Source organism: Pseudoxanthomonas winnipegensis (assembly GCF_030322905.1).
Classification (GTDB): domain Bacteria; phylum Pseudomonadota; class Gammaproteobacteria; order Xanthomonadales; family Xanthomonadaceae; genus Pseudoxanthomonas_A; species Pseudoxanthomonas_A winnipegensis.
The window spans coordinates 3,571,527-3,583,801 of record NZ_CP095475.1; the positions used below are offsets into that span (position 1 = coordinate 3,571,527).

Annotated in this window: 9 protein-coding genes; 5 read left to right on the forward strand and 4 right to left on the reverse strand. The window is 69.3% G+C overall.

The features are described 5' to 3' along the window. Positions 1 to 64: 64 nt before the first annotated feature. Entirely contained in the window at positions 65 to 1,381 is a 1,317-nt protein-coding gene (locus MWN52_RS15675; protein WP_286575415.1) for an NAD(P)/FAD-dependent oxidoreductase, read from the forward strand. Between the two features lie 279 nt (positions 1,382 to 1,660). Here MWN52_RS15675 and MWN52_RS15680 read toward each other — a convergent pair whose 3' ends face one another. The 4 genes from MWN52_RS15680 to MWN52_RS15695 form a co-directional block, all read right to left on the reverse strand. Next, positions 1,661 to 2,596 (reverse strand): alpha/beta hydrolase, encoded by a 936-nt coding sequence (locus tag MWN52_RS15680; RefSeq protein WP_286575416.1) that lies wholly within the window; start codon positions 2,594 to 2,596, stop codon positions 1,661 to 1,663. Next, entirely contained in the window at positions 2,596 to 4,839 is a 2,244-nt protein-coding gene (locus MWN52_RS15685; RefSeq protein ID WP_286575418.1) for a TonB-dependent siderophore receptor, read from the reverse strand. Before MWN52_RS15685 ends, MWN52_RS15680 begins: the two co-directional genes overlap by 1 nt. A gap of 834 nt (positions 4,840 to 5,673) precedes the next feature. Beyond that, positions 5,674 to 6,552: an RNA polymerase sigma factor RpoH gene (rpoH, locus tag MWN52_RS15690; protein ID WP_130516770.1), complete on the reverse strand. Its 879-nt coding sequence runs from the start codon at positions 6,550 to 6,552 to the stop codon at positions 5,674 to 5,676. A gap of 288 nt (positions 6,553 to 6,840) precedes the next feature. Beyond that, positions 6,841 to 7,149 (reverse strand): TFIIB-type zinc ribbon-containing protein, encoded by a 309-nt coding sequence (locus MWN52_RS15695; protein ID WP_286575420.1) that lies wholly within the window; start codon positions 7,147 to 7,149, stop codon positions 6,841 to 6,843. 234 nt (positions 7,150 to 7,383) lie between these two features. Here MWN52_RS15695 and gndA point away from each other — a divergent pair, with 234 nt between their 5' ends. The 4 genes from gndA (at position 7,384) to MWN52_RS15715 (ending at position 12,236) form a co-directional block, all read left to right on the forward strand. Continuing rightward, on the forward strand, positions 7,384 to 8,796 hold the full coding sequence (gene gndA / locus MWN52_RS15700) for an NADP-dependent phosphogluconate dehydrogenase (RefSeq protein WP_286575421.1): 1,413 nt from the start codon (positions 7,384 to 7,386) through the stop codon (positions 8,794 to 8,796). 165 nt (positions 8,797 to 8,961) lie between these two features. Continuing rightward, positions 8,962 to 9,864: an endonuclease/exonuclease/phosphatase family protein gene (locus MWN52_RS15705; protein WP_425608135.1), complete on the forward strand. Its 903-nt coding sequence runs from the start codon at positions 8,962 to 8,964 to the stop codon at positions 9,862 to 9,864. An 82-nt stretch (positions 9,865 to 9,946) separates the two neighbouring features. After that, on the forward strand, positions 9,947 to 11,614 hold the full coding sequence (locus MWN52_RS15710; protein ID WP_286575422.1) for a GGDEF domain-containing protein: 1,668 nt from the start codon (positions 9,947 to 9,949) through the stop codon (positions 11,612 to 11,614). 370 nt (positions 11,615 to 11,984) lie between these two features. Beyond that, positions 11,985 to 12,236 carry a hypothetical protein gene (locus MWN52_RS15715; protein WP_130516760.1) on the forward strand — a complete coding sequence of 84 codons (252 nt, stop codon included), beginning with the start codon at positions 11,985 to 11,987 and terminating at the stop codon, positions 12,234 to 12,236. Positions 12,237 to 12,275: the final 39 nt, after the last annotated feature.

Here is a 12,275-nt window from a genome sequence, read left to right on the forward strand (position 1 = left end):
CAGGATGGGGCGTGCGGTGCCTCGCGGGCGCCCGTCTCTCCCCCCGTTTCCAAGTCTGTTGCTCATGTCTGTTTCAACACACCATCTGGTCATCGTCGGCGGCGGGTTCGCCGGCCTGTGGGCCGCGCGCGCGCTCGACGACGCACCGGTGCGCATCACCCTGATCGACCGCCACAACCACCACCTGTTCCAGCCGCTGCTGTACCAGGTGGCCACCGCCGGCCTGTCCGCGCCGGACATCGCCGCGCCGCTGCGCCACATCCTGCGCGATCAGCGCAATGTCGAGGTGCAGCTGGGCGAGGTCACCCGCCTGCTGCCCGACGCGCACACCATCGAGCTGGCCGACGGCACCAGCCTGCGCTACGACACGCTGGTGCTGGCCACCGGCGCCGGCCATGCCTACTTCGGCAACGACGCCTGGGCCGAGCACGCGCCGGGCCTGAAGACGCTGGACGACGCCCTGCGCCTGCGCCGCGAGATGCTGGTAGCCTTCGAACGCGCCGAGGCCGAGCCCGACCCCGCCAAGCGCGCGGCCTGGCTGCACTTCGCCATCGTCGGCGGCGGCCCGACCGGGGTGGAACTGGCCGGCACCCTGGCCGAGATCGCCCGGCACACGCTCAAGCACGAGTTCCGCCATATCGATCCGACCCAGGCGCGGGTGCGCCTGATCGAGGCCGGCCCGCGCGTGCTGCCGTCCTTCCCCGAGGACCTCACCGACAAGGCGCGCGCGCAGCTGGAGAAGCTGGGCGTGGAGGTCTGCACCGGCGCGCCGGTCACCCACATCGACGAACACGGCTACACGCTGGGCGGGCAGACCTTCGCCGCGCGCACGGTGGTGTGGGCCGCCGGCGTGGCCGCCTCGCCGCTGGCGCGCAGCCTGGGCGTGCCGCTGGACCGCGCCGGACGCGTGCTGGTGCGGCCGGACCTGAGCGCGCCGGGACACCCGGACGTCTTCGTCGGCGGCGATCTGGCCGCCGTCACCCAGGCCGATGGCAAGCCCGTGCCGGGCGTGGCGCCGGCGGCCAAGCAGATGGGCCGCTACATCGCCAAGAGCCTGCGCCTGCGCCTGGCCGGCAAGCCGGTGACGCCGTTCAAGTACAGCGACTACGGCAACCTGGCCACGATCGGCCGCATGGCGGCGATCGTGCACGTGGGCCGGTTCAAGCTGTCCGGGCCGCTGGCCTGGTGGTTCTGGCTGGCCGCGCACGTGTACTTCCTGATCGGCTTCCGCAACCGCTTCGTGGTGCTGGTCAACTGGGCCATGGCGTACTGGAGCTACCAGCGCGCGGCCCGCATCATCTTCGGCCAGGCCCCGCGCGAGACCGTGCCCGACCACGCCGTGCAGGACCTCGCGCTGGATCCGCACCGCGCGGCGGACTGAGCCGCGCATCGGCCCGCTTCGCGCGGGCCGATGCGTGTCATCAACGCCGCGGCAAGAACCCACCTAACGTCGTTTCCCCAACCTACCGTCGTTCCTGCGAAAGCGGGAACCCATGGACGTTCACCCAGGGAGCCCAAGGCGCTGGGTTCCCGCGTTCGCGGGAACGACGAGGTTGAGTTTTGTGTGGCTTACGGGCACTGGCTGAAGCTGGGACGCGATGCGATCAGACACCTGATTCCCGCTGCTGCGGGAACGACGCGCGTTATTCCAGCCCCCTCCCTACGGCGCGCCAGCGAAATCCATCGCCTGCTGCAGCGAGGCGCCCAGCGTCTGCCCATGCGAGAGCCCCGGCAGGATCTTCTGCTCCACCGTGAGCCCGGGCACCTTGCGCAGCTGCGCGGCCAGCGTGTCCGGCGCATCGGCGGGCAGATGCATCCGCGCCGCCTGCATCGCCTGGCTGCGCGCCGCATCGGCGGCCCGCGGCGCAGCGCGTTCCTGCGCGCCGCGACCGTTGAGCATCAGCAGCGCGGCCGGCGCCGGCAGCGCCTTGGCCTGGAAGCGCGCGGCTTCCTCGAGAATCTGGCCGCTGCCCCACCACAGCGAGGCGTCCACCGCGACATAGCGGTCGAAGGCCTGCGGCCGGGTGAACAGCGCATGCAGCGCGAACAGCCCGCCGTAGGAATGTCCCCACAGCGTCTGCCGTGCCGGGTCCAGCGCCATCAGCCGGGCCACGGCCGGACGCACCTCATCGACAATCAGCGCGAGGAACGCATCGGCGCCGCCGCTGCGCCGGCCCAGCGCATCCTCCTGCGCGCCATCGGCCGGCGTCGGCGTGTAGTCGTAGGAACGCGCGGCGCTGTCGATGCGCAGGTCGTTGTCGGTGGCGATGAACACCAGCACCGGCGCATGCCCGCCGGCCCGCCGCAGCTCGAGCGCGGCCTCGTCCAGTTCCATCAGCGCCGCGTTGCCGTCGAGCAGATACAGCGCGGGGAAGCCGCCGGCCGGCGCCGGCGTCTTCGGCACGGCCACGCGCACGCGGTAATGGCGCTGACCATCGGCCGAGACGAACCTGAGCACATGGAAGGCGTACGCGCGCGAACCGGTGTCGGCCAGCGTCGGCCCGGTGGTGCGGGTGAGGTCGGGCTGGGCCCGCGCCGGCGCGGCAGCGAACATGAGCAGCAGCAGGCCGCCCAGGCAGGAAGCGAGCGCGCGCATCAGAAGCCGAACCGCAGGCTGGCCCAGTACGCGCGACCGGGCTCGTTATAGGTCTGCGCGCCGGCGCTGCTGGCGCGGCTGCCTTCGCGGAAGATGCGCTTGTCGGCCAGGTTGTTCACACCCAGGCCAAGGCTGACATCGCGCGTGATCCGGTAACGCAGGCTGGTGCTCCACAGCTGGTAGGCGCCGAGCGAGTCGCACACCGGCAGCCCGGCCGCGCCGCAGATCGCCTCGTTGTTGCGGTCCAGCCGCGCCTGCTCCTGCTTGCCATAGAAGGTGGCCATCAGCGCGAAGGACAGGCGCTGGGTCGCGCGCCAGTCCAGAGTCGAGTTGAGCGTGTACTTGGGGATCACCGACAGCGGCTGGCCGGTGGCCTCGTTCTTGTTGTCGATCATCCAGGTCAGGTTGGTGTCCCAGCTCAGCGTCTGGCCGCGATCGCCGAGCAGCGGCAGCTTCAGATTGCCCTCCACGCCCTGCACCAGCGCCTTGGAGGCATTGACCCACTGATAGACGAAAGCCCGGCCCGGCGTCTGGTAGTAGTCGCTGTAGCCGGCCACGATCTTGTTGTCGTAGTCGTTGTGGAAGTAGGTCAGCGAGGCGTGGTAGCCGGTGTCGGGCAGCCACTCGATGCCGATCTCCTTGTTGATGCTGGTCTCCGGATCCAGGTCCGCGCTGCCCTGGATGTAGCAGCCGCCGGTGCCGACGCCGACGTAGTAACTCGGGCAGCCGTTGCCGCGCGTGTAGTAGAGGTAATTCGGGTTGGCCTGGTACAGGTTGGGCGCCTTGAACGCGCGCGCCACGCCGCCCTTGATCAGCCAGTCCGGCGCCAGCCTGTACTGCACGTTGAGGCTGGGACTGAGTTCGTTGCCGAACGCGCTGTGGTGATCGAAGCGCAGGCCAGGCGTCAGGGTCAGCCGCTCGGTGGCGTAGAGGTTGTCCTCGACGAACACCGCACTGACCTGCTCATCGGTCTTGCCGTTGCGGCCGCTCGGATCGATGCCCACCACACCGGGGGCCGTCTGCGAGACCGAGTACGGATCGTCCAGCCGGCTCTTGCGGTACTCGAATCCCACCGTCCAGATGTTGTCCACGCCGCCGAGCGTGGTCGGCAGGTTGATCTCGCCGTCGGCGGCGACGTCGCGCAGGGTCGAACGGGTCCACACCGGCGTGGTCGACAGCGAACCCTCCGGTCCGCCGGCCAGGCCTTCGGCGATGCGGTCGTTGTCGGTCTGCGCATAGGACACCGTCAGGCGCGAGGTGCCGAAGTCCCACTTGCCGCGATGGGTCAGCGCCGCATCGCGGCGGGTCATCACATTGGTCTTGTCGCCGACCTTGCTGACCACGGTGGCGTTGGAGTTGTTGAGATATTCGCCGGCGAAGATGTTGCCCTGGCGGCTGTAGCCGGACTCCAGCTCGACCACCTGGGCGTCGCTGGCGTCCCAGCGCAGCAGGCCATTGATGTCCTTGTTGCGCACGCCCTCGCGGCCGGCGGCGGCGACGCCGCTGCGGGAATGCGCGCTGTTGATGTCCGGCGCATCGGCATCGGTCTTGTTGAGATTGCCGTACAGGCGGAAGTAGAGATCGCGCGCCAGCGGTCCGCTCAGGGTGAACCCGGCGCGCTGGCTGCCGCCCTCGTCGCTGTGCTCGGGCACCAGGCCGTAGAGCGTCATGCTGCCCGACAGGTCGCCGGTGGGACGCTTGGTGATGATGTTGACCACGCCACCGGCCGCGCCCGAGCCGTAGCGCGCCGCGGCCGGGCCGCGCAGCACTTCGATGCGCTCGACCGCCTCGGCCGGCACCCAGTTGGTATCGCCGCGGCTGTTGCGTTCGCCGGCCACGCCCATCCGCACCGAATCGCGCGCGCTCACGCGGCGGCCGTCGATCAGGATCAGCGTGTTCTCCGGCCCCATGCCGCGCAGGTCGATCTGGCGGTTGTTGCCGTAGGCGCCCGAAGCGCTGTTGCCGGTCAGGTTGACGCCCGGCATGGTCCGCAGCAGGTCGGACAGGTCGTTGGCCGGCGGCCGGCGCTCGATGTCCTCGCGCGTGATGATCGAGGTCCCCAGCGCCTGCTTGGCGATCTGCTCGGCGGTGACGTGCAGCGTGTCCAGGGTGGTGTCGGCGTCCTGGTCGGTCTCGGCCTGCTGCGCATGGGCAGGCAGGGAACTGGCCAGCGCGGCCAGCAGGGCCAGGCGCAGGGGACGGGAAACAGGCGCACGGAGCGTGCGACGCGCAGCAGGAGTCATCTCGAACAGCCTCGGTCAGGGGTGATGCCCTGGCGACGGCTGGGGCGAATCTGGCAAAGCCGCACACCAGCGATCACGCCCGCGAGGCGGGCATGTGCAGGACGAGGACGGACTTCGCGTGTCGCCGCGCGCGGCGGCGACCGGATGCGCGGCAGCTTAGCAAATGAGAATGAATCTTGAAATCGCGATTACACGATTGTCAGGGGTGACTGCAGTGCCCTTGCCTGGGCGCCGCCCGCAGACACAACAAGAGAGTCCTTCGGCTTGTCGCGCAGCCGATGCACTTACTCCGCCGACCAGCCTCGACCCGTCCGATAGCAGTTTGCACGGTCGTTCGAGAACCCCTCCCTTGCGCGTAGCGCAGGGGAGCTCGAAATCGCGGCTAGCGCTTGAAAGGGAGGGCTTAAGGCTTTACCGGTCAAGCCGCCGAAGCAAGAGCAACAGCACCCCTCCCCGGCCCTCCCCTTCGCCTACGGCGAAAGGGAGGGGGCAGGGTGCGATCAGTGACGGGAAGGCATCGACTTGAGGCCCCCTCCCTTGCGCGTAGCGCAGGGGAGGGATGGGGAGGGGTCCGGGGCTTTCCCGGGCAAGCCACAGAAGCGAAGAGCAAAAGCACCCCTCCCCGGCCCTCCCCTTCGCCTGCGGCGAAAGGGAGGGGGCAGAGCACTTGCCCGACGCCTTCAAGTCGAAGCCCCGTGAGTCAACGCGCGAGGCAGCGGGCCCCTCCGAAGCCGTAACACTCAGTCACCGAGCCACCCCTCGATCCGGCGAAGAACCACAAAAAAAGCCCCGCCAAATGCGGGGCTTTTCAATCAGCAACACGTTGGCCTCGAATCAGGCGGTGAACAGCGCCTTCATCTTCTTCAGCGCATTGGCCTCAATCTGGCGGATGCGCTCGGCCGAGACACCGTACTCGTCGGCCAGCTCCTGCAGCGTCACCTTGGCGTCGGCGTCCAGCCAGCGGCGGGCGATGATGTCGCGCGAGCGCTGGTCGAGGTTGGCCATGCCTTCGCGCAGCAACTCGAGCTGGTTGTCCTCGCTGTCGGCGCGCTCGTAGGCCTGCGAGGGATCTTCCTCGTTGGCCATCAGATAAGCGGCCGGCGACGGCGGGGCGTGGTCGTCGTCCTCGTCGGACGGGGCATCGAAGCCGATGTCACGACCGGACAGGCGCGACTCCATCTCCACCACTTCGCGCTCGGAGACGTTGAGGTCCTTGGCCACGGCGCTGACTTCGGCCGCGTTCATCCAGCCCAGGCGGGTCTTGGACTTGCGCAGGTTGAAGAACAGCTTGCGCTGCGCCTTGGTCGTGGCGACCTTGACGATGCGCCAGTTCTTGAGGATGAACTCGTGCATCTCGGCACGGATCCAGTGCACCGCGAAGGACACCAGGCGCACGCCCATGTCCGGGTCGAAGCGCTTGACGGCCTTCATCAGGCCGATGTTGCCTTCCTGGATCAGGTCGCCCAGCGGCAGGCCGTAGCCGCTGTAGCCGCGGGCGACGTGCACGACGAAGCGCAGGTGCGAGTGCACCAGTTCGCGCGCGGCGTCGAGGTCGTCCTCGTCGCGGAAACGGTGGGCCAGCGCCTGCTCCTCGTCGACCGTGAGCACCGGGATCTGGTGCACGGCGCCGATGTAGGCGTCCAGCGAGCCAAGCGGGCTGGGAATCGGGAGGTTGTTGGCCACCAGGGCGGTGGCAGCGGAGGTCTGGGTCATGGCAGCGATTTTAGCAATGTGGGGGTTGGACTGCTAAGGCGCGGGATGGTTCCCTTCGTTCTACCAAGGGAACAATTATCGCGACATCTGTTGCATTGCATTCACTTTTGGAAATCCGTTCACAATCGCCGCCAGGTCCTTGGCAATCAACCACTTAGCGCATCCAATGGCATTCGCGACGCTGCCAGAGCATGACATGCGGTCCGTCAGTGCGCCGTTCAAGATGCCGGAAGGCCTCTTCGCCTCATGCCAACGTCGAGGGCGGGACGCGCGAGGCTGGAAACGGCTTCAGAAGTCGAACAGGTCGGAGAGAAAGCTCTCCTTCTTGCGCTTGCGACCATAGCCGTCGTGGCCTGTGTCGCGGTGGCGGCGATCGTCGTCATGCCGCGGGTAGGCACGCGCCCCGTAGGCGGCAGCCGGCGGCGGAGGCGGCGCGGCGACCTGGCGCGCGGGCGGCTCCGGGCTGGCCCGGTCGATCAGCTTGTCCAGCTCGCCCCGGTCCAGCCAGATCCCGCGGCACTGCGGGCAGTAGTCGATCTCGATGCCCTGACGTTCGGACATCATCAGCGCGGTGGTCTTGCAGACGGGGCAATCCATGGTGGGCATCGGCTAGGGAGAGTGACCTGGAGCCTGTGTGGGCTGGTTTGAAGCCGTGCTGAAACCGGCCCCGGTCTGTCCGCATGGTCACCGCCGCGACAGCGCGCGGTCGGTTTGGCTTCGGCGGACACCGCGGTTGCGCACGCGTGGCACGGTGCAGACATGCATCGCCTGACGCGCTCGTTATCATGCGCGCCCCCTTCCTACAGTGCCGTCCAGGCAATCGGAGCGCATATGAGCAAGCAACCCATTGGCGTGGTCGGCATGGCGGTCATGGGCCGCAACCTGGCGTTGAACATCGCAAGCCGCGGGCACGAGGTCTCGATCTTCAACCGCAGCCGCGAGAAGACCGACGAGGTGATGGCCGAACATCCGGACGCCGGCCTGGTGCCGAGCTACACGCTGGCCGAATTCGTCGAATCGCTGGAAACCCCGCGCCGCATCCTGCTGATGGTCAAGGCCGGCGCCGGCACCGATGCGGTCATCGCCGAACTCAAGCCGCTGCTGGCCAAGGGCGACGTGCTGATCGACGGCGGCAACACCTTCTTCCAGGACACGCGCCGGCGCAACGAGGAGCTGGCCCAGGCCGGTCTGCATTTCATCGGCACCGGCGTGTCCGGCGGCGAGGAAGGCGCGCTCAAGGGGCCCTCGATCATGCCGGGCGGGCCGAAAGACGCCTACGACCTGGTCGCCCCGATCCTCAATGAGATCGCCGCCAAGGCCGAGGACGGCACGCCCTGCGTGGCCTACATCGGCCCGGACGGCGCAGGCCACTACGTCAAGATGGTCCACAACGGCATCGAGTACGGCGACATGCAGCTGATCGCCGAGAGCTATGCCGTGCTCAAGCACGTGCTCGGCCTGTCCAACGCCGAGCTGGCCGACACCTACGCGCAATGGAACCAGGGCGAGCTGGACAGCTACCTGATCGAGATCACCGCCACGATCCTGCGCAAGCGCGACGACCGCGGCGAGGGCGATCTGGTCGACAAGGTGCTAGACCGCGCCGCGCAGAAGGGCACGGGCAAGTGGACCAGCCAGAGCGCGCTGGACCTGGGCACGCCGCTGCCGTTGATCACCGAGTCGGTGTTCGCCCGCGTGCTGTCGGCGCTGAAGGACGAGCGCGTGGCCGCCGCCAGGATCCTGGCCGGCCCGGATGCGCCCGCGTTCGACGGCGATCGCGCGGTCTTCGTCGAGGCGGTGCGCAAGGCGCTGTACCTGAGCAAGATCGTGTCCTATGCGCAGGGCTTCGCGCAGATGCGCGCGGCCTCGGACGAATACGGCTGGGACCTGCAGTACGGCCAGATCGCCAGCATCTTCCGCGCCGGCTGCATCATCCGTGCGCGCTTCCTGCAGAAGATCACCGACGCCTACGCGGCCGACGCCAAGCTGGCCAACCTGCTGCTGGCGCCGTACTTCCAGAAGATCGCCGCCGACTACCAGGGCGCGCTGCGCGAGGTGGTGGCCACGGCGGTCAAGGCCGGCATCCCGGTGCCGTGCTTCGCCTCGGCCATCGCCTACTACGACGGCTACCGCAGTGCGCGCCTGCCGGCCAACCTGATCCAGGCCCAGCGCGATTTCTTCGGCGCGCACACCTTCGAGCGCGTCGATGCGCCGGGCAGCTTCCACGCCAGCTGGGGCGCGTGATCGGCGCGCCGGTACGGCAGGCCGCCGAATGTGTGATGCAGTTCAATAAATCTCGACCTGCCTGCCGGAGGTAGGCCTTCGCCTTGCGACTTTCGCCGCGTTTCGCGCGGGGCGCGTTTGCCGGACCATGACGCCCGTCGCGTCGCCTGCTCCGGTCCCATGCCCCTGTCCCGTCTGCTGCCTCCCGCCTTCCGCCTGCTGCTCGCACGTCATCGCCAGGCGCGCATGCTGCTCCTGCTGCTCATCGGCCTGCCGCTGGCGCAGGCCTTGGCCGCCGCGCCGGCCACGCTGAAGGTGATGAGCTTCAACGTGCGCACGCCGGCGGACACCAACGAGAACCGCTGGGAGAACCGCCGCGACCTGCTCGCGCGCGTGGTCACCGAGCAGGCGCCGGACGTGATGGGTACCCAGGAGCTGGTCAGGCGCCAGGCCGACGATCTGGCCGCGCGCCTGCCGCAGTACGCCTGGTTCGGCCAGGGCCGGCGCGGCGGCGACGAGGACGAGCACATGGGCGTGTTCTATCGAAAGGACGCGCTCAAGGTGCTGGATTCGGGCAACTTCTGGCTGTCCGATACGCCGGAGGTGCCGGGCAGCATCAGCTGGGGCCACCCGCTGCCGCGCATGGTGACCTGGGCGCGCTTCGAGCGGATCGCCGATGGGCGCACCTTCGTGCTCTACAACACCCACTTCCCCTACCGCGACCAAGACGAGGCCGCGCGGGTGAAGTGCGCGCAGCTGATCGCGCAGCGGCTCAAGGCGCTGCCGGCCGACGAGCCGATCGTGCTGACCGGCGACTTCAACACCACGCCCGACTCCGCGCCGCACGCCACCCTGACCGCGCTGCTGCACGACAGCTGGGAAACGGCGCCCTCGCGCAGTGGGCCGGACCGGACCTTCCACGACTTCACCGGCACGCCGGACAAGCGCATCGACTGGATCCTCTACCGCGGCCTGCAGCCGCTGACGGTGGCCACGCTGACCGACCACGACGGTGCGCGCTATCCGTCCGATCACTTCCCGGTGGTGGCGACCTTCGCCTACCCGGCGCGGGCCGCCGCCAAGCCCTGAGCGAAGCCCGGCCGGCCTGACCGGGCCGGCTCGCACACGGATCGCACGCCAGACTGCAGATCGGCTGGCGCCAGCCGATACCATGGTCGTCCGCCGCGTGGCGGCGCTTATTGCCAAGCCCATGACCTTCGACCTGGCGTCGCGTCTTCCCCGGCTGCTGTGCCTGGTCCTGCTGCTGGTCCTCGGGCTGGCCGCCTGCGCGCCGGCGTCGCAGCCGCGGGCCTTCGTGGTGTCCGGCCAGCCGGCGCTGGCCGAGGAACACATCGATCCCTGCCGCCACCAGCATCGCCCCGGCCATGTGCGCATTCCGCTGGCGCCGCCCGTCGGCGGCTGGCCGGGCACGCCGCAGGCGGCGCTGGCGATGAACATCTACCAGGGCCAGGTGGAGATCCGCCACGGCACGCGCGAGCGTTGCGGCACGCCGCTGGACGCGCGCACGCTGGACTCGCGCTTCCGCACCGGCATGGGTACGGTGCTGGTGCCGCCGCGCGGCAACCTGCAGCCGATCGAGGTCGAGTTCGACCAGGCGGCGCTGCCGCTGTGGCGGCCGATCGTGATGCTGGGCGAACCGGCCGTGGTGCAGCGCCAGGACACGCTGCGCTTCTCGATGCGGGTGGCCTGCCTGGCGGTGGTGCTGTCGCTGGTGCTGTCCTGCCTGCTCACCTTCATCGCCACGCGGGAGCGCGCCTTCCTGTCCGCGGCGATCGGCGCGGTGACCTTCGCGCTGTGGATCGCCCTGCTGTCCGGGCTGTGGACCTATCCGCGGCCCTGGCTGCCGCTGGACGAGGCGCTGGCGCTGCGGCTGATCGCCGCCCTGCCGACGGCGATGATCGGCCTGACCCTGCGCATGCTGCGCGATCCGGGCAAGGCCTCGTCGCGCGTGTATCGGCTCGCCGGCATGGTCTCGATGGCGTTCCTGCTGCTGTCGGCGGTGGTGCTGGTGCTGCCGGAGGCGGCCCTGCGGACCATCTGGCTGCTCGATGGCGTCGGCTTCGTGGCGCTGTGCGTGCTGCTGGCCGCACGCGCGGTGCTGGCGCTGGTCCGCCGGCAGCCCGGCGGGATGATCACGCTGGCATGCCTGGCGCCCCTGCTGCTCGCCACCGGGCTGGAGCTGTTCGCGCCGACCCTTCTGGCGTTGTGGGAAGTGGAGACGCTGATGGTGACCGGCGTCTGGCTCGGCCTGACCGCCAGCATGGCCTTGACCCTGCGCCTGGGCAGCCTGCGCCAGCAGCGCGACCAGATGCGCCTGCTGGCGCAGACCGACGCGCTGACCGGGTTGCCCAACCGCCGCGCGGCGCTGGAACGGCTGGCCCAGGCGCGTGCCGGCGCCCAGCAGGAGGGCCGGCTGCTGACGGTGTGCTTCCTGGACATCGACCACTTCAAAGACATCAACGACCGCTACGGCCATGACGTGGGCGACCGCGTGCTGGAGCGCGTGGCGGCGACCCTGCGCGCGGTGTTCCGTGGCCAGGACTATGTCGCGCGGATGGGCGGCGAGGAGTTCCTGGTCATGCTGCCCGACGCCGAGCCGGCGCATGCCCTGCGGCGCATCGACGCGCTGCGCGAACCGCTCGATGCGATCGCCCGGGATCTGGGACTGCCCGAGCTGCGCGTCACGCTCAGCACCGGCATCACCGGGCTGCTGCCGCAGGACCGCGACACGCGCGGCCTGCTGCAGCGCGCCGACGCGGCCATGTATGCCGCCAAGCGCGCCGGGCGCGATCGGGCGACGCTGGCGGAGGTCGGCTAGGCGCCGCCAACTGCGCCGCCACGGCGGCGTGCCTCGCTTGACCTGACAGGCAGTCGCGCGGCGGCGGTCGCGGGTTGCCGTGAGGGTCGCGTGCTTGTCAGACCCTCGCCCGTCGGCCGGATGGCGACCGCTGGCGACGGTGCCGAAGGGGCAGACCGAGGGTGGCGAAGCGACCGACCCAAAAAACGGCGGGTAGGACGCGATTCAGCGCCTCTGTCGCGAACGTCGGCCAACGTCGCATGATGATGTCGCGTCGGAGTGAAGTCTGGATGACGGTTCGGGCTCCGGCGGGGTTCGTGAGAATTCCTGAACAGGCGGGTCGGCCGCGGTCTGTACCGTGGTCGCCAGCGCTCAACACAAGGAGAGTGCAATGGCTTTTTTCCATCTCTATGGACGCAATACCGAACGGCTGTACTTCGTCACCTCGGGCGACGACACCATCTGCGTGACGGCCGATGGCACGGCGTCGCTGTGCCACGACGCCGACCTGCTGACCATGCGCTGCGCGCCGGTGTCGCATCTGGAAGACAACCCGGTCGCGCTGGCCGCGTGCCGCGCCGCCGTCGCCTACGCCAAGGCCAACGGGCTGGAGATCGACGCATCCGACGCGTTCTACGAATGAGCGCGACGCGGCGTGTGCTGTCCTGGCCGTCAGCGGCGT

Bases quoted from the DNA above. Each gene is read 5' to 3' on its own strand.
- MWN52_RS15710 (WP_286575422.1), top strand. From the start codon at position 9,947: ATGGTCGTCCGCCGCGTGGCGGCGCTTATTGCCAAGCCCATGACCTTC.
- MWN52_RS15685 (WP_286575418.1), bottom strand. From the start codon at position 4,839: ATGACTCCTGCTGCGCGTCGCACGCTCCGTGCGCCTGTTTCCCGTCCC.
- MWN52_RS15675 (WP_286575415.1), top strand. From the start codon at position 65: ATGTCTGTTTCAACACACCATCTGGTCATCGTCGGCGGCGGGTTCGCC.
- rpoH (WP_130516770.1), bottom strand. From the start codon at position 6,552: ATGACCCAGACCTCCGCTGCCACCGCCCTGGTGGCCAACAACCTCCCG.
- MWN52_RS15715 (WP_130516760.1), top strand. From the start codon at position 11,985: ATGGCTTTTTTCCATCTCTATGGACGCAATACCGAACGGCTGTACTTC.
- MWN52_RS15695 (WP_286575420.1), bottom strand. From the start codon at position 7,149: ATGGATTGCCCCGTCTGCAAGACCACCGCGCTGATGATGTCCGAACGT.
- gndA (WP_286575421.1), top strand. From the start codon at position 7,384: ATGAGCAAGCAACCCATTGGCGTGGTCGGCATGGCGGTCATGGGCCGC.
- MWN52_RS15680 (WP_286575416.1), bottom strand. From the start codon at position 2,596: ATGCGCGCGCTCGCTTCCTGCCTGGGCGGCCTGCTGCTGCTCATGTTC.